This is a genomic window from Nodularia chucula CCY0103 (genome assembly GCF_963923915.1).
Lineage (GTDB): Bacteria > Cyanobacteriota > Cyanobacteriia > Cyanobacteriales > Nostocaceae > Nodularia > Nodularia chucula.
In genome coordinates this window covers 13,187-32,708 of sequence record NZ_CAWUOL010000032.1, presented here as the reverse complement: position 1 = coordinate 32,708, position 19,522 = coordinate 13,187, and the positions used below count along the sequence as shown (strand labels likewise).

19 protein-coding genes are annotated in these 19,522 nt (G+C 40.1%); 11 read left to right on the top strand and 8 right to left on the bottom strand.

The features are described 5' to 3' along the window. Window positions 1-74 precede the first annotated feature (74 nt). The 4 genes from ACM0OP_RS11285 to arsH all read left to right on the top strand — a co-directional run bounded on the left by ACM0OP_RS11285 (window position 75) and on the right by arsH (window position 4,475). The gene (locus ACM0OP_RS11285; RefSeq protein WP_414528496.1) at window positions 75-1,085 is read left to right on the top strand and encodes an ArsJ-associated glyceraldehyde-3-phosphate dehydrogenase; all 1,011 of its coding nucleotides are present in this window, start codon (window positions 75-77) and stop codon (window positions 1,083-1,085) included. A 144-nt stretch (window positions 1,086-1,229) separates the two neighbouring features. Further along, on the top strand, window positions 1,230-2,489 hold the full coding sequence (gene arsJ / locus ACM0OP_RS11280) for an organoarsenical effux MFS transporter ArsJ (protein ID WP_414528495.1): 1,260 nt from the start codon (window positions 1,230-1,232) through the stop codon (window positions 2,487-2,489). A gap of 151 nt (window positions 2,490-2,640) precedes the next feature. Next, window positions 2,641-3,789 carry an ACR3 family arsenite efflux transporter gene (gene arsB, locus ACM0OP_RS11275; protein WP_414528494.1) on the top strand — a complete coding sequence of 383 codons (1,149 nt, stop codon included), beginning with the start codon at window positions 2,641-2,643 and terminating at the stop codon, window positions 3,787-3,789. A gap of 11 nt (window positions 3,790-3,800) precedes the next feature. Next, window positions 3,801-4,475 carry an arsenical resistance protein ArsH gene (gene arsH / locus ACM0OP_RS11270; RefSeq protein WP_414528493.1) on the top strand — a complete coding sequence of 225 codons (675 nt, stop codon included), beginning with the start codon at window positions 3,801-3,803 and terminating at the stop codon, window positions 4,473-4,475. Window positions 4,476-4,541: 66 nt separating this feature from the next. On the opposite strand, the gene rppA is transcribed toward arsH, so the two are convergent. Then, entirely contained in the window at window positions 4,542-5,237 is a 696-nt protein-coding gene (gene rppA / locus ACM0OP_RS11265) for a two-component system response regulator RppA (protein WP_414528492.1), read from the bottom strand. A gap of 55 nt (window positions 5,238-5,292) precedes the next feature. Here rppA and hisG point away from each other — a divergent pair, with 55 nt between their 5' ends. Then, a complete protein-coding gene (gene hisG, locus ACM0OP_RS11260; protein WP_414528512.1) occupies window positions 5,293-5,940 on the top strand; it encodes an ATP phosphoribosyltransferase in 648 nt (215 codons plus the stop codon). An 89-nt stretch (window positions 5,941-6,029) separates the two neighbouring features. Here hisG and ACM0OP_RS11255 read toward each other — a convergent pair whose 3' ends face one another. Beyond that, complete coding sequence (locus ACM0OP_RS11255) at window positions 6,030-6,455, bottom strand: Fur family transcriptional regulator (RefSeq protein WP_414528511.1); 426 nt, start codon at window positions 6,453-6,455, stop codon at window positions 6,030-6,032. 169 nt (window positions 6,456-6,624) lie between these two features. Here ACM0OP_RS11255 and ACM0OP_RS11250 point away from each other — a divergent pair, with 169 nt between their 5' ends. After that, entirely contained in the window at window positions 6,625-7,155 is a 531-nt protein-coding gene (locus tag ACM0OP_RS11250; RefSeq protein ID WP_414528491.1) for a peroxiredoxin, read from the top strand. Between the two features lie 123 nt (window positions 7,156-7,278). Continuing rightward, entirely contained in the window at window positions 7,279-8,634 is a 1,356-nt protein-coding gene (gene gor, locus ACM0OP_RS11245) for a glutathione-disulfide reductase (protein WP_414528490.1), read from the top strand. 53 nt (window positions 8,635-8,687) lie between these two features. Here gor and ACM0OP_RS11240 read toward each other — a convergent pair whose 3' ends face one another. The 4 genes from ACM0OP_RS11240 to ACM0OP_RS11225 all read right to left on the bottom strand — a co-directional run bounded on the left by ACM0OP_RS11240 (window position 8,688) and on the right by ACM0OP_RS11225 (window position 13,150). Further along, on the bottom strand, window positions 8,688-8,903 hold the full coding sequence (locus tag ACM0OP_RS11240; protein WP_414528489.1) for a toxin-antitoxin system HicB family antitoxin: 216 nt from the start codon (window positions 8,901-8,903) through the stop codon (window positions 8,688-8,690). A gap of 91 nt (window positions 8,904-8,994) precedes the next feature. Beyond that, window positions 8,995-10,320, bottom strand: coding sequence for an ATP-binding protein (locus tag ACM0OP_RS11235; RefSeq protein WP_414528488.1), 1,326 nt, complete (start codon window positions 10,318-10,320; stop codon window positions 8,995-8,997). Window positions 10,321-10,371: 51 nt separating this feature from the next. Further along, a complete protein-coding gene (locus ACM0OP_RS11230) occupies window positions 10,372-11,646 on the bottom strand; it encodes a tellurite resistance TerB C-terminal domain-containing protein (protein WP_414528487.1) in 1,275 nt (424 codons plus the stop codon). 133 nt (window positions 11,647-11,779) lie between these two features. Continuing rightward, window positions 11,780-13,150, bottom strand: a complete 1,371-nt coding sequence (locus ACM0OP_RS11225) for an ATP-binding protein (protein ID WP_414528486.1) — start codon at window positions 13,148-13,150, stop codon at window positions 11,780-11,782. A 79-nt stretch (window positions 13,151-13,229) separates the two neighbouring features. Between ACM0OP_RS11225 and ACM0OP_RS11220 the strand changes: the two genes are divergently transcribed. The 4 genes from ACM0OP_RS11220 to ACM0OP_RS11205 all read left to right on the top strand — a co-directional run bounded on the left by ACM0OP_RS11220 (window position 13,230) and on the right by ACM0OP_RS11205 (window position 17,082). Further along, entirely contained in the window at window positions 13,230-13,544 is a 315-nt protein-coding gene (locus tag ACM0OP_RS11220) for a TMEM14 family protein (protein WP_414528485.1), read from the top strand. A gap of 641 nt (window positions 13,545-14,185) precedes the next feature. After that, window positions 14,186-15,421 carry a phosphotransferase gene (locus ACM0OP_RS11215; protein WP_414528484.1) on the top strand — a complete coding sequence of 412 codons (1,236 nt, stop codon included), beginning with the start codon at window positions 14,186-14,188 and terminating at the stop codon, window positions 15,419-15,421. 37 nt (window positions 15,422-15,458) lie between these two features. Further along, the gene (locus ACM0OP_RS11210; RefSeq protein WP_414528483.1) at window positions 15,459-16,547 is read left to right on the top strand and encodes a T3SS effector HopA1 family protein; all 1,089 of its coding nucleotides are present in this window, start codon (window positions 15,459-15,461) and stop codon (window positions 16,545-16,547) included. Window positions 16,548-16,635: 88 nt separating this feature from the next. After that, entirely contained in the window at window positions 16,636-17,082 is a 447-nt protein-coding gene (locus ACM0OP_RS11205; RefSeq protein WP_414528482.1) for an acyl-CoA thioesterase, read from the top strand. Here the strand turns inward: ACM0OP_RS11205 and ACM0OP_RS11200 are convergent. Together ACM0OP_RS11200 and ACM0OP_RS11195 are read right to left on the bottom strand one after the other, a co-directional pair. Beyond that, complete coding sequence (locus ACM0OP_RS11200; RefSeq protein WP_414528481.1) at window positions 17,065-18,465, bottom strand: 2-succinylbenzoate--CoA ligase; 1,401 nt, start codon at window positions 18,463-18,465, stop codon at window positions 17,065-17,067. The genes ACM0OP_RS11205 and ACM0OP_RS11200 overlap by 18 nt on opposite strands. Before the next feature lie 100 nt (window positions 18,466-18,565). After that, window positions 18,566-19,507 (bottom strand): o-succinylbenzoate synthase, encoded by a 942-nt coding sequence (locus tag ACM0OP_RS11195; protein WP_414528480.1) that lies wholly within the window; start codon window positions 19,505-19,507, stop codon window positions 18,566-18,568. Window positions 19,508-19,522: the final 15 nt, after the last annotated feature.

Sequence of the window (19,522 nt, the reverse complement as noted above, 5' to 3'; positions counted from 1 at the left end):
AGTCACCTGATACCGATTGACATATCAAGTTTTTTTGAAATGATATAAGTATCAACTTCATATCACCCCTTAAGATGAAACTACGTGTAGGAATCAACGGATTCGGTAGAATTGGACGGCTAGCCCTGCGAGCTGCATGGGGTTGGTCAGAATTAGAGTTTGTGCATATCAATGAGATTAAAGGTGGGGCTGTAACAGCTGCACACTTACTGAAGTTTGATTCTGTACACGGACGTTGGACACCAGAAGTAGAAGCCCAAGGGGAACAAGTATTAATTGACGGTAAACCCCTCAGCTTTAGTGAGTATGCTAAACCCGGTGAAGTTCCTTGGGATGAGTTGGGTGTTGATTTAGTGCTGGAATGTTCTGGTAAATTCAAAACACCTGCAACTCTCGACCCCTATTTTAAAAGAGGTGTGCAGAAAGTAATTGTCGCTGCGCCTGTAAAAGAAGAAGCCCTAAATATAGTCATGGGGGTGAATGACCATTTATATGAACCAGAAAAGCATCATTTACTAACTTCTGCTTCCTGTACTACTAACTGTTTAGCCCCCGTAGTCAAGGTTATTCATGAAGGTTTGGGAATTAAACATGGCATTATTACCACCATTCATGACAATACCAATACTCAAACCATTGTCGATGCACCCCATAAAGATTTACGTCGGGCGCGGGCTACAAGCTTATCTTTGATTCCTACCACGACAGGTTCAGCTACAGCAATTGGCTTGATTTATCCTGAACTCAACGGTAAGCTCAACGGTTTAGCTGTGAGAGTACCATTACTGAATGCTTCTTTAACAGATTGTGTATTTGAAGTGATGCGATCGACCACAGTAGAAGAAGTTAATAGTTTGTTGAAAGCTGCTTCTGAACAGGAACCACTTAAAGATATTTTGGGTTATGAAGAGCGTCCTTTAGTCTCTATTGATTACAAGGATGATCCTCGTTCTTCAATTATTGATGCTCTCTCCACAATGGTGGTGAATGAAACTCAAGTCAAAATCCTGGCTTGGTATGACAATGAATGGGGTTACGCCAATCGCATGGTTGAACTGGCTCGTAAGGTTGCATTGAGTCTTTAGTGAATTGAGAACGAACCGCATTCGCGCAGCGTATGCCCCCAGGGCGCTAGGACGCAAAGTACACAAAGAAAGAAGAAGAAAGAAGGAAACAGTTTGGCGCGGTTCGTCACAAGGAAATGGTATTAGCACTCAGCATTCTAAACTATGACTTCTACAGCTTCTCGCGCTAATCTCAAGAATTACACTCTTGTCACCCTGGCCTATTGGGGTTTTACTATTACTGATGGTGCTTTGCGAATGCTGGTACTGCTGTATTTTGACAGTATTGGCTATACACCATTACAAATCGCTTCTCTGTTTCTGTTCTATGAAATATTTGGCGTTGTTACTAACTTTTTAGGTGGTTGGATTGGTTCTCAATTCGGATTAAAAGTAACTCTTTACGCTGGTATCGGGTTACAGGTCGTCTCGATGGTGATGCTGTCATGGCTGAATCCAGATTGGGCTGAATGGATGGCTGTGGGTTATGTGATGGTGGCTCAGGCTTTTTCTGGGGTTGCTAAAGACTTAACTAAAATGAGTTCTAAGAGCGCCATTCGGTTAGTAGTCCCCCAAGAAGCTCAGTCATCTTTGTTTAAGTGGGTGGCAGTTTTAACGGGTTCTAAAAATGCTCTCAAAGGTGTTGGCTTCTTTGTTGGTAGTGTCCTCTTAACTTCTGTTGGTTTTACCAATTCCCTGTTAATCATGGCTGGGGGACTATTCTTGATTTTATTCACTGGGTTAATGTTGCCTAAAGGTATGGGCAAAATCAAGACAAAAGTTAAGTTTAGCCAACTCTTTTCTAAAAGCAGAGAAATTAATATTCTCTCGGCGGCGCGATTTTTTCTCTTTGGTTCGCGGGATGTTTGGTTTGTGGTTGGGCTACCTGTGTTCTTACGCAGTACTTTAGGCTGGTCATTTTATCAAGTCGGTGGATTCTTGGCTTGTTGGGTGATTGGCTACGGCGTTATTCAGTTCTTAGCACCAGTATTAATCCAGCGCTTTGGTTCTGGTCAACCACCCAGATCAAAAACTATCCAGTTTTGGACATTTACCCTCACAGCTGTTCCTGGTGCGATCGCTCTAGCTCTACAATTGGGTGTACCCGGTAATATTGCGATCGTTGGCGGATTGCTAGTATTTGGTGTAGTCTTTGCCTTCAATTCCGCCGTACATTCCTACTTAGTATTAGCCTTCACAGATGACGATAAAGTAGCGCTGAACGTCGGCTTCTACTACATGGCCAACTCCGGTGGACGATTAGCCGGCACAGTCTTATCAGGATTAGTCTTTCAATATTTCGACTTAGTGGGTTGTCTGTGGACATCCATGTTCTTAGTCTTAGCAGCCGCACTTGTTACTATGAAACTACCTGACCCGCAACCAGGCAAAGCTATCGCTTGGAAATCCGAAGGAGGAGATTAAGAAAAAAGCTGTTACCCTTCCACACCAACATAATATATATATAGATCCTCCTCCCCTCCTCCTCTCTGCGACTCTGCGCCTCTGCGTGCAATAAAGATTGATTCAGCAACGCCCCTATATCGCCAATCCCTGCAAAGAGCAATTTAGAGAAATGACTCCAAATCAACACAACAACCAAACCCCAGTACAAGCCGGGAGTAATCTCAGTTTTTTTGAGAAATACCTCACCGTTTGGGTGTTCTTGTGCATCTTTGCAGGAATTGCATTAGGGAGATTATTTCCTGGGGTAGCGGTAGCGCTGGATGCAATGAGTATTTATCAAGTATCAATTCCCATTGCAGTCTGTCTGTTTTTCATGATGTACCCGATCATGGTAAAAATTGACTTTACCCAAGCTGTTAACGCTGTGCGCGCCCCCAAACCTGTAATTCTCACCTTGGTGGTTAACTGGTTAATTAAACCATTCACAATGGTGGCATTTTCACAGTTTTTCTTGGGTTGGTTATTTCGTCCATTCATTACAGGTACAGAATTAATTCGTGGGAACGAAGTAGAAATAGCAAATTCCTACATTGCTGGGACAATTTTATTAGGAATCGCGCCTTGTACTGCAATGGTTTTGATGTGGGGATATCTTTCGTATGCTAATCAGGGAATTACCTTAGTCATGGTGGCAGTTAATTCTCTCCTGATGCTGTTTTTGTATGCACCTTTGGGCAGATGGTTATTAGCCGCCAATGATTTAATAGTACCTTGGCAAACCATAGTTTTATCGGTGATAATTTATGTCGGCTTGCCTTTATTGGCAGGAATGTATAGCCGCTATTGGATTTTGAAACACAAAGGTAGAGAATGGTTTGAAAGGCGGTTTATCAAGTATCTGACTCCAATTTCCATTACTGCCTTGCTCGTTACCTTGGTGTTGTTATTTGCCTTTAAGGGTGAAGTTATTGTTAATAATCCCTTACACATTTTATTAATTGCTGTCCCATTATTTATTCAAACTAACTTCATTTTTTTTATTAGTTATGTGGCTGCATTAAAGCTGAATATAGCTTATGAAGATGCCGCACCAGCAGCATTAATTGGAGCTAGCAATCACTTTGAAGTGGCGATCGCAACGGCTGTGATGTTATTTGGCTTAAATTCTGGGGCTGCACTTGCTACAGTGGTAGGAGTTTTAATCGAAGTCCCAGTTATGTTGATGCTGGTGGAAGTTTGTAAGCGCACGGCTGCTTGGTTCCCCAGGGAACCGCAAAAGGCTACATTGCCAGATCCCCGTTGTATTCGTAGTTTGTAATTACTATTTTCATGACAACTTTCAATCATCCACCAAGAATATTATTTTTATATGGTTCTTTGCGAGAGCGTTCTTATAGTCGCTTGTTAGCAGAAGAAGCAGCCAGAATTATTACAGAATTTGGTGCAGAGGCGAAATTTTTTGATCCTCGTGAATTACCAATTTATGGCACTGTACAGGATACTCACCCCAAAGTACAGGAATTACGAGAATTGAGTATGTGGTCTGAGGGTCAAGTCTGGTCTTCTCCGGAGATGCACGGGAATATTACTGGTATTATGAAAAACCAACTTGACTGGATTCCTCTAAGTTTAGGCGCAGTTAGACCAACTCAGGGAAGAACATTAGCCATTATGCAAGTCAGTGGTGGTTCTCAGTCTTTTAATACTCTGAATACGCTGCGAATTTTGGGACGTTGGATGCGAATGTTTACAATTCCCAATCAGTCTTCCGTTGCAAAAGCTTATCAAGAGTTTAACGAAGATGGCACAATGAAGGATTCACCTTACCGCGATCGCGTGGTTGATGTCATGGAAGAACTCTATAAATTTACGCTTCTATTGCGCGAACAAGTTGATTATCTTACAGACCGTTACAGCGAACGCAAACAAGCAGCAGCACAAGCAACTATAAAAGTGGCAGATAGTGCATTGGAAAATTTATCACCCACTAAAACATCATCATAATTTGGTTGCGCGGCGGTTAACAATCTGCGAAAGTATTTTTCTCGCGGAGGACGCTTTTAGATGGGTTCATTCCAGGGAAGAAGCTCCAAAACGGTAGCCTTTACCGTAAACAGTATGAATTAGTGGAATTTCTTTGCCCACCTCAATTTTCCGCCGCAACAGGCGAATTAATGCTGCTATGACATTACTATTAGGTTGTTCGTGATCTTGCAGCCAGAGATTTTGGAGAATCTGAGCATGAGTCAGCAAATTTCCCGTATTTTGCATGAAGTATTGCAGCAGCTGACTTTCTTTTTGAGATAACTCTATAATTCTTCCTTGACGATAGGCTACTTGGTTTTCGCTATCAAGTTCTAAATCCCCCACTATCAGCCTGACCGTTGTAGTTTCTTGACTTGGGGAGTTCAAACGACGCAGTAAAGCCCGAACTCGTGCTAATAACTCCCGCAGTTCAAAGGGTTTAACTAAATAGTCATCTGCACCCGCATCTAAACCCTCTACGCGGTCATCTAAGGTATCTTTGGCTGTGAGAAATAGTACGGGTGTGGCTTTACCTTGGCGGCGCAATTCCTGGCAAATTTCTAAACCTGTTTTTCCCGGTAACATCCAATCTAAAATTAGTAAATCATAGGTACCCACTGCGGCAAACTCGCTACCAGTTGCGCCATCATAAGCCATATCTACAGTGTAACCCTCGCGCTTTAAAACACGACTGAGGGGGTCAGTTAGTTCTACTTCGTCATCAACTAATAAAATTCTCATGCTGCTGATGGTAAGCAATCAGGATATTCTCAAAGAAATGAACTACCAAAAGAAAATGTTAACTGTTGCATTACCGAAAGGGGAACTACTCCAAAATAGCATCCGCTTGTTGCAATCTGTGGGGTTGGATTTTAGCGCTTTTTTAGATTCAAAAATGCGTCAACTACAAATTACTGATGCTAGCGGACAAGCAAAAGGACTGTTGGTGCGGGGACAAGATGTGCCTGTATATGTAGAATATGGTCAGGCACAGTTGGGGATTATTGGTTATGATGTGCTGCGGGAGAAAAAGCCGCAAGTTGCACATTTAGTTGATTTAGGGTTTGGTTATTGCCGAATGTCAGTAGCTGTAAAAGCATCTAGTGCCTATAAATCACCGTTAGATTTGCCTGCTCATGGTCGAGTGGCTTCTAAGTATGTCAATTGCGCTCGTGAATATTTTCATAGTCTAGATATACCTATAGAAATTATACCTTTGTATGGGTCGGTGGAATTAGGTCCGATTACGGGAATGTCGGAAGCAATTGTGGATATAGTTTCTACTGGGCGGACTTTACAGGAAAATGGCTTGATTGAAATTACGACTTTGTATGAAAGCACGGCGCGGTTGATTGGTCATCCTCTAAGTTATCGTCTGAATACGGGGAATATGCATCAAGTGGTGGAAAAATTGCGCCAGGAAGTTTCTTTAATTGCTGTTTAAACACTAAGATTTCTCCAGAGTGTGTAGATCATTCTGGAGTTATTTTGAACTGCGATCGCACAGTCACCTAAAATATGCCCATCAATCATTTAACTAGTTATTTCACAGCGATCGCACCAACCCCTCACAGTCACTTCATAACTGGCTCCCTGTATCCCCGGACGGAGATTTTTCATATCTACACACTCAAACGTTTCCCAAGGAATATCTTCAATCGCACCACATCGGTGACAGCAAAAGTGGTGATGGGGGTCAACATTCGCATCATAACGGCAAACCCCCTCTTCTAATAAAACCTCCTGTACCAGTCCTACTTCTCTGAGGGCTTGTAGAGAACTATATATAGTCGCCTGAGATGACACAGGAAAATCTCTGTTGAGATCCGCCAGAATCGTCTCAACTGTAGGGTGATCAGACCGAGATAACAAATTTGCATAAACTGCGAACCTCTGAGGAGTCACCCTCAAACCCTTAGATTTTAAGGTTTGAATAATTGTGTGTGCCTCTTGTTGCATATTTGCCGCTACATTTTGCATTTTAACGATTCCCCCATTATAATCTCCCCCATTCATAAATTTGTATTATATGTGAACTAATCAAATAAATAAGTATTTATAACTATTGAAATTCTCTTAAATCAGAATTATTCTGAGATAGTTAAAGCTCAACAAATCGAAAATTAATATGGCTGTTATCGAAAAAGTCCCCAACGTCTTATTCAAAACCCGTGTGCGTGACGAGTCCATTGGTGGTGCTAACCCCTTCCGTTGGGAAGATCGCACTACAAAAGATATTTTCGGTGGCAAGCGTGTAGTAGTATTTTCATTGCCTGGAGCTTTTACCCCCACTTGCTCCACTTCTCACCTTCCCCGCTACGAAGAACTGTATGATCAATTCAAAGGCTTGGGAATTGATGATGTAATTTGTATATCTGTGAATGATGCCTTTGTCATGTTCCAGTGGGGCAAACAACAAGGAGCTAATAAGGTATCTTTACTCCCCGATGGTAATGGGGAATTTACCCGTAAAATGGGGATGTTAGTTGATAAATCTAACCTGGGCTTTGGTCTGCGCTCTTGGCGTTACTCAATGGTCGTGAATGACGGCAAAATTGAAAAGATTTTCATTGAGCCTGGTTATGAAGATAACTGTCCTACCGATCCATTTGAAGTTTCCGACGCAGACACCATGCTGAATTACCTCAAACAAGCGTAAACTCCTGCTGCTGTGTAATATTTTTAAGGACTGGGTATTGGGAGTTAAATATGGGGAATTAAAAAAACTTTTCCCTATTCCCAGTCCCTATATTGAAAATTGAAAACTTGAGGGACGCAACACATGAGTTACGATTTCGACTTATTTGTAATTGGTGCAGGATCTGGTGGTATTGCCACAGCCAGACGCGCTGCGGAATATGGAGCCAAAGTAGGGCTGGCTGAGTTTGACCGACTCGGCGGAACCTGCGTAAATCGTGGCTGTGTCCCGAAAAAGTTAATGGTCTATGCTTCCCATTTTCCTGAATTATTCGCAGATTCCCAAGGATACGGTTGGAGTGCAGTTAAAAGCTCTCTAGATTGGGAAAAAATGATTACGGTGGTCAACAATGAAGTGACTCGCCTGAATGGTATCTATCAAGGGATGCTGGATAAGTCGAAAGTTGAACTTGTGCAGGGATACGCGACATTTATTGATGCTCACACCATTAAAGTAGGCGATCGCCAACTCACCGCAGATAAAATATTAGTAGCTGTAGGTGGGCATCCTGTCAAGCCAGATATTCCCGGAATTGAATATGCAATTACCTCTGATGATATCTTCCACCTCAAAGAACAACCCCAGCGCCTAGTGATTTTGGGCGGAGGTTATATTGGCACAGAGTTTGCCTGTATCCTCAACGGACTAGGAAGCGAAGTTACTCAAATCATTCGCAGCGATAAAATTTTACGCGGTTTCGATGAAGATTTGCAAACTGAAATTCAGCAAGCAATGGGGAACCACGGGATCAAAATTATTAACAACAGCGAAATTACTAATATTGAGCAGACTGATACAGGTCTGAAGGTGACAGTTCGTGGTGATAGTGATGCTGAGGAGACAGTAATTGTTGATGCTGTCAGTTTAGCAGCCACAGGGCGTAAACCCAATACCGGAAAATTAGGTTTGGAAAATACCAAAGTCCAGTTAGACGAGAATGGTGCAGTTATAGTTGATCAATACAGTCAAACTGCGGAAGAAAATATCTATGCAGTGGGAGATTGTACAGATAATATTAATTTAACTCCCGTGGCCATTAACGAAGGTCGCGCCTTTGCAGATACAGTATTTGGCAAAAAGTGTCGCCGGATGAGTTACGAAAATGTACCAACAGCTATTTTTACCACACCAGAAGCTGCAACTGTGGGTTTAACTGAAGCCGAAGCCAGAGCCAAATATGGTGATGCTATCAAAGTTTATCGCAGTCGCTTTCGCCCCATGTACTATACCTTAGCTGGTAAAGACGAAAAAACCATGATGAAATTAGTCGTTGATCAAACCAATGACAAAGTTTTGGGAGCGCACATGGTAGGAACAAACGCTGCTGAGATTATCCAAGGGGTGGCGATCGCAGTTAAAATGGGAGCTACTAAAGCTAACTTTGATGCCACAATCGGCATTCATCCCAGTTCTGCTGAAGAATTTGTGACAATGCGATAATTAATCTGAAAATGCCCTGGACTTACTGTATAATCTGGGGCATTTTTGCTACCCTACAATTGCTCATCAAGTTTGGCTAATATTCTTAAGCCTTCTTCTGAGTTACCCATTGCGGCCATTGCTTTAAACCTTGTATTGGCATCAAATTCGGCTAGAGCGATAGTAGAAAGTTCTTCAATCAGCTTATTGATACTTATACCTTTGGCTTGAGCAAGTTCTTTTAATCTGTTGTGCTTGTCATCTGGTAAACGAATAGTTAAAGTTGCCATTTTCGTTTAACTCTTAATAATTGCTTCTACTCTAATAAAGTACAAAATTATCTGCGTTTATCTGCGTCCATCTGCGTTTAATATTTGTGAATCATAAACTAAATTCTGCTGCACCATCATCCTCATCTGCATCTTTACCCAAAGCAGTAGGCTGAAATTTAGAACCATGAATTAATTCAGTAAAATTCATCTCCGGATTTTGATGCAAGATATTTAACAAACTAATAAAATCCCGGACAATTTCCCCAGGAGTAAGTAAAGCCTCTGCACCTAAACGAGAGACAATTTCTTGTACAAATTCCTTTAACTCAGGATTCTTCAAAACTTGTTGATAACCAAAATTAAGAGCATGAATTTCAGTTAAACGTTGCAAAAGTGTCAAAATTTCTGTTTCACTCAACGGGTTAAGCCGAATAACTGGCCCTAACTGTTCTTGAACCCCTGACTGTGTAGCAAAACGGCTTTCCTTTGTACGTCTGCGCCAAGCTTTGTCTGCAAATAGTCCGCGATTCGGATCTTCTAAAAATCTGGTTGTTCCACCAATAAAAATCCCCAGATGTTCCGCTTTGCATTGCATAGTGTCATTAAACATCGTCAGCAGTCTGTTATAGTTCCGTTCGCGGGTGACTGTAGTTGATATTTGGTATAAATTTACAGCTTCATCAATTAAAACTAATAGTCCTTTATAACCAATCTCTGCCACAAATTTAGCAAATAATTTGATGTAATCATACCAACTATCATCATCAATGATTACCCGGACTCCTAACGCTGCTTTCGCTTCAGTTTTAGTATTAAATTCTCCCCGCAGCCAACGCATAGCGGCATTTTTTAAATTATCATCATCTAAGCGATAGCCACGCCAATAAGCAATAATTACACTTCCAAAGTCAAAACCATGTACTAAATCTTCAATATACTGCACTACTTCCCTAATCTTGGCTTCAACTTGGTCATCAAAACCATCATCATTGGGACGCAAATTAGTTTCTTTAACAACTTCTTGTTGAATTTTATTAATCCATCCTTCCAAAATTGAAACTAAAGCACCACCATCAGGACGAGTTTTTGTCGCCAAGTGACTCATTAATTCTCGGTAAGTTGCTAAACCTTCATTGTGGCTTCCTGCTAATCGCCGTGAAGAAGATAAATCAGCATCAGATACCACAAAACCTTGCTCCATAGCGCGGTTACGAATTAATTGTAATATAAAACTTTTACCTGAGCCATAGTTGCCAATTATAAACCGAAATGCTGATACACCTTCTGCGATGTCATTAAGATTTTGAAATAGGCTTTGAAATTCTTTTTCTCTTCCCACTGCAATTTGTTCAACTCCTGTTCTCGGTACTACTCCTGCGCCAAGAGAGTTGATTAAAGCAGTGGAAATTTTTTTAGAGATTTTGGGCTTAACCATGTAGTTCACTTCACGGAATTATCAACACTTCTGGTAGAGGATATACACTTGTTAATTTGAGGAGGCTTGTCTAAGGATCAGATTTTCATATATAGTAAGTATTTTTCTGATATGGAGTAGATGCTCTTCATATACGTGAGGAATTTCCCCACTGGGTTCAATAATTAATTCTCCAATGGTATCATTTGCGTGTTCATTGATATTATCTATTAAAAGATTTGGCATAGTAATATTGGCTTCAGCAATCTGTTTAATCATTCCCTGGGGATTATCTTGTTCTACTATGGCTTTTAAAACCTGGATTTCATGTTTGGGTAGGATTTCTAAAAAATCATGCCATTCTTCAGGTAATATCTCATCTGACCCATTCTTATCTAAAGGAGCGATTAATTCAGCAAAGGAAAACAGATCATTTCCATCTTGATTCAAGTTCTCCGGTGACGCTTCTGGATTTAATGTTTCTGTTTGTTGGAGTAATTCCCAAACTTGGCTTTGTAATAAGTCCCTTTCTTCTTGCAATAAGGAAATTTGACCTACTATCTGCTGTAATTCTGATTGCTTTTCTGCGATTTTACTTTGAAGGTAATTGACATTATCTGCTAAATTATCCCTTTCAGTTTTTGTAGATACTAATAATTCTTGTTGCTGATTTTGCTGCGTTTCTAGTTCTTGAGTTTCAAGTCGTAGTTCATACATTTTTTCCTCTAGTTGGGGTTTGAGTCTACCTAGCAGACTGACATTACTCTCCAGTTCTTGTTTTTCGTGCTGAAGTTCGCTAATACGATTTTTCAACTGCATCATTTCAGCACGAGATGTATTACAGTTCAACTCCAGGCGACGTTTTTCTGTTGTGAGTTGAGAACAAGCATTATCTAGTTCTGCTTGATTGTGTGTGAGATTTTCTATATTGAAATTGAGGTTAATACTTTCGATTTCTAATTGCTTTTTTTGTGCCGCAAATATTCCCAAATCTCGATGTATTCCATCCCGTTGATTACGAGAATTTAATATTTGTTTTTCCAGTTTTTTAGATTCGGCATATAATAGCTTACATAGCTCTTCTGTTTGGTTAATTTCTTTAACAATCCGGAGTTTTAGTCCCTCCATTTCTTTAATTCGCTTACGGTGGGAAGTTAAAATTAGCATCTCATGATTGCTACGACGCTTATCAATAAATAAGGCTGCTGCATAGGTGGCAAGTATGGTAATTATACCAGTAATTAAGGCTTGATTCAAATCCCAGTTGGGGACGAGGCTAATACCAAAACTCACACTAAAGGCAACTATGCCTAGAATATATCGATTGCTGATCATTGCTGATTGCATATTGGTTCTTTTTAGCGTATTTGAGTTGTCAGAATAGATAGTTGTTAATGCCATTACCACTGTTCACTATTATTTTGATATTACTAAATTGCTATTTTTAAGTATTTTTAAATTTTGGGCATAATAGCTGTAATTAAGATTGTCCTTGGCAGCTAATTAATTTTGAGGTATTAGTTGGGTGGGATAGTGCTAAATCTGCTTTTAAAAAGTCGATAAACTGTCTAGCTGTTCTTCCAGAACGACCATTGTGGCGGGTTGCCCATTGTAATGCTTGATATTCTAAATCTTCTGGAGTAATATTAATTTTGGCTTGGTTTGCTAAATGTTGCACAATTTTTACATAAGTTTTTTGATCGGCTGGTTCAAAGGTGAGCGTTAGACCAAAGCGATCGCTAAATGACAGCTTTTCCTGCATTGTATCCCAAGCATGGATCTCATCGTTGTCTTTGGGGGTTGGGCGATCGCCAAAATACTCCCGAATCAAGTGGCGACGATTGGAGGTAGCATAGACAACTACATTTTGGGGACGTGCAGTTAAATTTCCTTCTAAAACTACTTTCAGAGCTTTAAAACCATCATCATCTTCTTCAAAGGACAGGTCATCCACAAAGATAATAAATTTCTGGGGTACTCCCCGCAACATTTCCACAATTTTCGGTAAATTCTGCAAGTCAGATTTGGCGACTTCCAGCAAGCGGAGATGGCGGTGGCTATACTCATTTAACAAAGCTTTCACCAAAGAAGATTTTCCCGATCCTCGACTACCATAAAGTAGTATGTGCAGTGCGACCTGTCCTGATAATAAAAACTCTGTATTTTTGACTAAAGTTGCTTGTTGCTCCTCATAACCCACCAGAGTATTCAGCTTGATGGTGTCAGGATACTTAATGCCAATAAATTTATTTTCTTGCCAGCGCAAAGCGTGATATTCTGCAAATAAGCCTGTGCCGAACTGCCGATAATAAGCTGCTAACTCTTCTACAGCATCAGCCCAATTATCTAAATTTTTTAGGGACAGGATTAATTTGCTTTCTATGGTGGTATTTGGCTCTCTGTACCAGACAATAGGTGAAATTGGCAAATGAGCCACAGTTTTTACCCACTCACTCAAAGCAGCGCTGCTACATTCATAAAGATTTTGCAACACTTGTAAATCATGCTCCACTGCCGCTACTAAAGCACGGGGTAAATCCTCAAAATTTTGCTGTTGAGCCACTCTACTAAAAGGATTATCGGCATTAATAATGTGAGTAATTAGGTAATCCTCCCAATTTTGATATCTAGCAGTTAAGGCATAAAAATAATTACCATAGGCTTTCAGACAACTCCGTGCATCGGCATCAGTGTAGCGTATAGCTTGCAACAGGTCAAGAAATGCGATCCCCACTTCGCTTTCCAGAACCGATTGGTAGAGTAAAAGTGATGCTGCTTGACATTGCAGGAATTGCACCTGGCTATGGCTATAAGATGAACTACTGGCTTTTGGCATTTGTGGATTATCCATCAGGTGGTGTAGCTAAAGGGGTATGGTGGAATGTCTGCTAACCCTAGCAGCAAAATCAAACTCTACATAGGTTTTAACTATGAATTTAAGTATAATTGCTGCACTAGCTTATGGTATTTTAGCGATTATTGGTGGGATCATCGGCTACATTCAGGCTCAGAGTCAAATTTCCCTTTTTAGTGGTGTTATTAGTGGTTTATTGCTGCTTGTTGCCGCTTACTTTCAGATCCAAGGTCAAACCTGGGCTTTGATTGTAGCAGTTTTGGTGACTGGAATTTTAGTGATTTTCTTTGCATTAAGATTTGCTAAAACACGTAAGTTTATGCCTGGGGGATTAATGGTAATTTTGGGGATGTTGGTATTGGTGTTCATGGTGCATGAATGGATCAGATGATGCTGATACAGGTTTGAGGTCAGATATTTTTTATAATACATTTATACTATACAAATTGCTCCTTGTCACAAAAATAGCTGGGGATTGGGGACTGGGTATTGGGGACTGGGTATTGGGTATTAGATAGTAACAATCTTTTCCCACACTTCCCACACCCCCCTGCCTGCGGTTGCTAGAAAAGTTATTGATTGAACATATATTATTATTTTTTAAGAAAAAAATAACGCCTAGAGTCGGAAAATTTCCGGTTTTTTGGCGTTGGTGATGATAAATGAAAATAATGCTGTATATAATTTTTCTGGTGTTGAGGATTACAGTGATTTAACTATAGCTGTTGAGAATACTAATTAGTGAATACTCAACTGTAATTAAAATGAGATGAATGTTTATATCTGACAATATCCATCCCCAGGTAGTTTTTTTGTTGTCGATCAGCAGATAGTGTTAAAGCTTTTATAGGGTTTAGTAACGCAATTTCCAGTAAAAATTCCAGTGTTCTTGCCATTATGGCAGGTTTTAATCGGACAAATGAGATATTAATAGTTGGGAGTAATTGTTACTGTTTACCCAAACTGCTAAAGCTGAATTAATCTCAATTAATAGTAATTCTATCAGCAATCTTACGAAGTAGGACATCATATATGTTATTACCACTGTCTTCTCACAACGTTATTCAGTATCTGCAAGAAACAGGTATATGTTGCTCAGAAGATAGAGCATCAAATAAATATGAGTTGCTAAAAAGTAGCCACGATAACTTAAATCTATTGGTGGTTTTAGCAGATAATCAAAAACTGCTGGTTAAGCAAAAACTTAATTTAGATGATGATAATTCCCATGAGTTTTTTAATGAATGGCTATTTCACGAATTGCTACAGCAGTTTCCAGTTATAGGAAATATTGCAACTCTCTCGCCACTGGTATTACATTTTGATGAAGACAATTCCATCATTGTGCGTAATTACTTGAGTGAATATTCCGAACTGGGTAAATTTTATAACCAAAATGATATTTTCCCGCCTGAAATTGCTACTGCTATTGGTACGACGTTAGCAGAACTACATCATGCTACCTTCCAACACCGAGAATATCGGAATTTTATGGCGACTGCGCCTCAAGGACAGTTTCGCTATAGTTTTTACAATCCAGCCCAAGGATTAGATTCAATTACTCCAGAAATATTTGGTAAAGTGCCTACTGAGGCTTTAAAGTTTTACCGTCTCTATCAACGTTATGAGAGTTTAGTATCTGCGATCGCAAATTTGGGTTATGAATGGCAACCTTGCTGCTTAACTCATAACGACTTGAGCTTAAATAATATCTTAATTCATTCTCGTTGGCATCACCTAGATAATTGCTTAGTGAGAATGATTGATTGGGAAGCCTGCGGTTGGGGAGATCCGGCTTTTGATTTGGGTACTCTCATCGCCAGCTATTTAAGAATTTGGCTTTCTAGTTTGGTGGTAGATCCTACCATTGAGTTTGAAGAATCGCTACATTTAGCCATGACACCCTTAGAGATGCTACAACCTTCATTACAGGCATTAATTCGGGCTTATTTGAATGCTTTCCCGATGATTTTGGAGTACCGCAGCGATTTTGTGGTGCAAGTCGTCAAGTTTACAGGATTGGCGCTGATTAATCAAATTCAAGCAAGTATTAATTATGGGAAATATTTTGGCGATAGAGAGATTTGTATGCTTCAGTTTGCTAAAAATCTCCTTACCATCCCAGAAGAATCTTTAGTGAATATTTTCGGGTTGTCTGAGTCGGAGATTGTGAAACCTTGGGCGAAAATCCATGAGTTTACTAAACCTCAAAAAGCAGCAGGATTGGTTCCCATTTATTACCAAAAAACTCGCCTACGGGGTTGTTAATGAAAGTTTTTGTGAAATTTTACTGAGTTAATTATTAATGCTAAAATCTGTCCAAAATCCTTTGCTAACTTCTCTATTGGATATTGCTAGTAATATCGAAGTCAAGTCCAACTTCTGTATTTATCATCCTCATTATCAACCTTTTAGTTTACCGCCTCAAGTTGCAGAGAGATTTCAAAAAAATCCTGCTGATTTACAGCATAAATATCTGAATCTTTTACTGCGAAATTTTCTATACGGTATATATTACAACGGTTCACTCCAAAGAACTTTAGCTGTGAATATCACAACGGCTAATTGCTTGCGACATCAAAATTTAGAAACCACTTCCAGTTTAGATGTTGATTGGGACTTTTACGAACAACTACAAATTAACAATCATGGGAAAGGTTATTTTGACCCCAGTTGGCAAGTATTGACGCTGGAACCGGATGGTAGTATGGCAGTAACTAAAGGTGGTTTAACATTATATATTGAGCCTGACTGTCATCTCAAACCTAGTAAAAAATCTCCCAAAGTGGGGGAATTAGTAGCAATTTGGATGCCTAAAAATCGGCTGCAAAAGGGCTGTTATTTAGCAGTTAGTAATGTGGGACAGGAAAACCAAGGTATTCCAGATGCGGATTTGGGTATAGGGAGAATCTATTTTAATTTTACCTCAAAGGGTGCGATCGCCTGCATGGATGGATTGACCAAACAACTCAATGGCGCTAATATTCCTTTTACTTTTCAGGTTCTCTATAATCCTGCTGGATATGGACGCTATGACTCAGGTATACTTTATTTTGAACGTCAGGACTATCCAGCGCTGCACAAAATTCTTCAGGCTGTTTATACAGAGTATCAATCTCATTTCCAAGCTGAAATACCTTTGTTTACGAAGTTTTTAGCCCCAGGTTTGGGTTTAGCTGAAGAACCAACCCAAAAATTCGCCACCCAGGAAAGTTTTGGGATGAACCGTTGTCAAATTGTTGCTAATGCTTTGTTGGAGGCTTGGGAAAAGGGGAAAAATGCAATGGAGGAACGCATGGGGGTGATTGATCAACATTTTTCTCAGCATTTGATTGATTTGCAGCGTCCCTACCTTAACCCTAGTTCTGAGGATATTTACCAACCTTTGAAATAATTCGTAATTCGTAATTTGGAATTTATTTGATGTTAGGCTGTGGTTTATTATTATCAAGTGGGCTGTGCTAATTACGAACTAATAAATCATGTCTTTTATTTATCACCGCACTATTAACCTTCGAGATACAGATGCGGCTGGAGTAGTTTATTTTGCTAATGTTTTGTCTATTTGTCATGAAGCTTATGAAGCATCTTTAGAAGCATCGGGTATTCATCTCAAAGATTTTTTTACTAATCCATCTATAGCTGTTCCTGTTGTTCATGGGAATGTTGATTTTTTTCGCCCGATGTTCTCTGGGGATAAGTTAATTGTTAGTTTAGTTCCTCACAAGTTAGCTGTTAATAAGTTTGAAGTTCATTATGAAATTGTAGTGGAAAATGTGCTGGTGGCTAAGGCGGTTACTAGACACGTTTGTATTAATCCAATTAGTAGAAGTAAGCAGGATTTATCTGCGGAGATGATTAAGTGGTTGGAAACTAAACGCCACGATGCAGAGGGGGAGGAGAGAATAAAGTCACGGGAGATTTTGTAGATGTTCTGTGGCGATTTTTTGTAGCTGTTGGTGATTGATTTTTCCTTGGGGATTTCGGGGTAGGTTGGTTACAGGAATCCAGTGTTTGGGAATTTTGAATTTGCTGAGTTTTTTCTGGAGTTCTATTTTCAGTTTGAAGCTGGAAATTTGGTAATTTTTGGGAATGTAAATAGCTGTTACTGCTTGTCCCCAGTGTTTATCTGGTAAGCCGATGATACAAACATCAGTTACCATTTGAGTTGATCTAATTGCTCCTTCAATTTCGGCTGGGTAAATGTTTTCTCCCCCTGTGATTATTTTATCGCTGCTACGTCCGACAATATATAAATAACCTTGTGAATCTATATATCCCAGGTCGTCAACTTGCAAATAATTTTGATTTTCCCAGGTTTGCGGATAGTAGCCGAGAGTTAATGATTTCGCCTGAATGGTGATATTTCCGGTTTGATTGCTATTTAAAATTTCACCTTGGGGATTGCGAATTGTTATCTGTGCATGAGGGAGAATTTGACCACTGTTAATTTTACCATTTAAGAAGTCATCGGGTTTGAGGGTGGCAATTTGAGAGGCTGTTTCTGTCATTCCATAGGTTGGGGCTAATCTAATGCAATGAAATCTGGCTTTTGCTAATAGTTCTTCCCAGGCTGGCGCACCTCCTAAAAGCACTGTTTGGAATTGGGATAACCACTGTGTTAGTTGGGGGTTTTCTAGGAGGTTTTGTAATTGGGTGGGGACTAAAGATATAAAAAAATTTGTGGAGTTAATCTGATATTCTGGGGTAGAGGTTAAGGTTTTCAATGGTGCGATAGCTACGCTAGCCGAAGGCATCGCTAATTTACCTCCAGTGGTGAAGGAACGCATAAATTGCATTAAACCACTAACATGATATAGTGGTAAAACACAAAAGGAATTGACTTCGGTTAACTGAAAATATTCTGTAAATCCTTGTACAGAGGCGATGAGGGTTTCCCATGTATGGATGGCAAATTTAATCTTTCCCGATGAACCACCTGTAGGAATCATGATGAATGGGGAATGGTGAGAGAAACTATGAGGGGAAATTTTGATTTCTGTTTCTCCTCTTCCCCAAATAATATCAGGTTTTACTAATTCCAAAACTTGTTGCCATTCTTGTTTTCCCCAGTCGGGATTACATAAAAAAACTGGACATTTAGCTGCACAAGCGGCAATAAATCCGGCAAGAAATCTCACTGGTTCACGTTCGGCTAGGATGACTTTGGGAGTAATTCCAGAAGTTAATAGCTGCTTGAGTTGTAAATATAATTCTAAGGCTAATTGCTGAAATTGTTGATTATTGTCGCCGATGAGAAAATCTGTGTCAGCCAGTTGGTTTAGATAAAATATTGGTGGTTCTATGGACATTTAAATTAGTTTTTTTTAAATTTACTAACCCTGGCGACTAAAAGTCGCGGCTATACAGGTAAAACCCGCCTGCGCGGGTTAAAAGATTGTCCAAAAGTTTTTAACCCTCTAAAAAATGGTTGATGCCAAAACCAACAGCCCTATTTGGCTGAGATAATTCTGCTGCTAGTTGGAGTGCTGCTTTTCTGCCAATTTCTGTTTCAAATACTGAGGAAAATACGGCATCAATTTGATGCTTTTGGCAAAATTGTCGCAGACGAGAGGGTGAACCGGCTATCCCTGGTTTAATCACAAAAATTCCTCGCCAACCTTGTTGATAGCAGTGCTGAAGTTGCTGGAGTGTGGCGACAGATTCATCTAAGGCGATCGCAGTCTGAAAAGCAGCACTCAATTCCAACATCTCTGAAAATTGGGACACAGGCAATGGTTGTTCAAGAAATTCAATATTTGTCGGAATATTATCACAAATCTCCAGCCACAATTTCGCTTCCTCATAGCTGAGTCCCCCATTAGCATCTAATCGCAATTTGGCAGCAGGTGGTAAACTCCGCGTCAATAAGTCAAAAATTTTCAATTCCTGAGAAATTGCATCCACCCCAATCTTCCATTTAAACGTGCGATATCCCAGCTTCCACAGCTTTTTCCACTGATTTAACGCCGCCTCTCCAGATGGTAGTAAAGAGGCAGGGGGGCAGGGGGCAGGGGGCAGGGGGGAAGAATTTTGCTTGTTCTCCCAACTCTTCATTTCCGTCAACGCGGACTCAAAGCCAAATTGACAAGCGGGTAAATTATCCGGTATGGAGAAAATCATCTCCTCTGTAATATCTGCGGGTAATTGGCGACAAAAATCTAAAGCCTGTTCTAGAGTTTCCGATCCAAACCAACTAATAGGGGCAATTTCTCCCCAAGCACAGCCACCCAGACTAATAATGATACCCTCACGGGTATGCCAAATCCCATGACTAGTAACTAGTGGCTGCAAAAACCGCCGCCGATAGCAACGAAAATCAAAGGGATAACCGTTAGACACAGTTTTCAACATATCCTTGATAAATAG

Bases quoted from the DNA above. Each gene is read 5' to 3' on its own strand.
- ACM0OP_RS11220 (WP_414528485.1), top strand. From the start codon at position 13,230: ATGAATTTAAGTATAATTGCTGCACTAGCTTATGGTATTTTAGCGATT.
- ACM0OP_RS11240 (WP_414528489.1), bottom strand. From the start codon at position 8,903: ATGGCAACTTTAACTATTCGTTTACCAGATGACAAGCACAACAGATTA.
- ACM0OP_RS11200 (WP_414528481.1), bottom strand. From the start codon at position 18,465: ATGTCCATAGAACCACCAATATTTTATCTAAACCAACTGGCTGACACA.
- arsJ (WP_414528495.1), top strand. From the start codon at position 1,230: ATGACTTCTACAGCTTCTCGCGCTAATCTCAAGAATTACACTCTTGTC.
- ACM0OP_RS11210 (WP_414528483.1), top strand. From the start codon at position 15,459: ATGCTAAAATCTGTCCAAAATCCTTTGCTAACTTCTCTATTGGATATT.
- ACM0OP_RS11195 (WP_414528480.1), bottom strand. From the start codon at position 19,507: ATGTTGAAAACTGTGTCTAACGGTTATCCCTTTGATTTTCGTTGCTAT.
- ACM0OP_RS11255 (WP_414528511.1), bottom strand. From the start codon at position 6,455: ATGCAACAAGAGGCACACACAATTATTCAAACCTTAAAATCTAAGGGT.
- ACM0OP_RS11235 (WP_414528488.1), bottom strand. From the start codon at position 10,320: ATGGTTAAGCCCAAAATCTCTAAAAAAATTTCCACTGCTTTAATCAAC.
- ACM0OP_RS11215 (WP_414528484.1), top strand. From the start codon at position 14,186: ATGTTATTACCACTGTCTTCTCACAACGTTATTCAGTATCTGCAAGAA.
- ACM0OP_RS11250 (WP_414528491.1), top strand. From the start codon at position 6,625: ATGGCTGTTATCGAAAAAGTCCCCAACGTCTTATTCAAAACCCGTGTG.
- arsB (WP_414528494.1), top strand. From the start codon at position 2,641: ATGACTCCAAATCAACACAACAACCAAACCCCAGTACAAGCCGGGAGT.
- rppA (WP_414528492.1), bottom strand. From the start codon at position 5,237: ATGAGAATTTTATTAGTTGATGACGAAGTAGAACTAACTGACCCCCTC.
- hisG (WP_414528512.1), top strand. From the start codon at position 5,293: ATGTTAACTGTTGCATTACCGAAAGGGGAACTACTCCAAAATAGCATC.
- arsH (WP_414528493.1), top strand. From the start codon at position 3,801: ATGACAACTTTCAATCATCCACCAAGAATATTATTTTTATATGGTTCT.
- ACM0OP_RS11205 (WP_414528482.1), top strand. From the start codon at position 16,636: ATGTCTTTTATTTATCACCGCACTATTAACCTTCGAGATACAGATGCG.
- gor (WP_414528490.1), top strand. From the start codon at position 7,279: ATGAGTTACGATTTCGACTTATTTGTAATTGGTGCAGGATCTGGTGGT.
- ACM0OP_RS11225 (WP_414528486.1), bottom strand. From the start codon at position 13,150: ATGGATAATCCACAAATGCCAAAAGCCAGTAGTTCATCTTATAGCCAT.
- ACM0OP_RS11285 (WP_414528496.1), top strand. From the start codon at position 75: ATGAAACTACGTGTAGGAATCAACGGATTCGGTAGAATTGGACGGCTA.
- ACM0OP_RS11230 (WP_414528487.1), bottom strand. From the start codon at position 11,646: ATGCAATCAGCAATGATCAGCAATCGATATATTCTAGGCATAGTTGCC.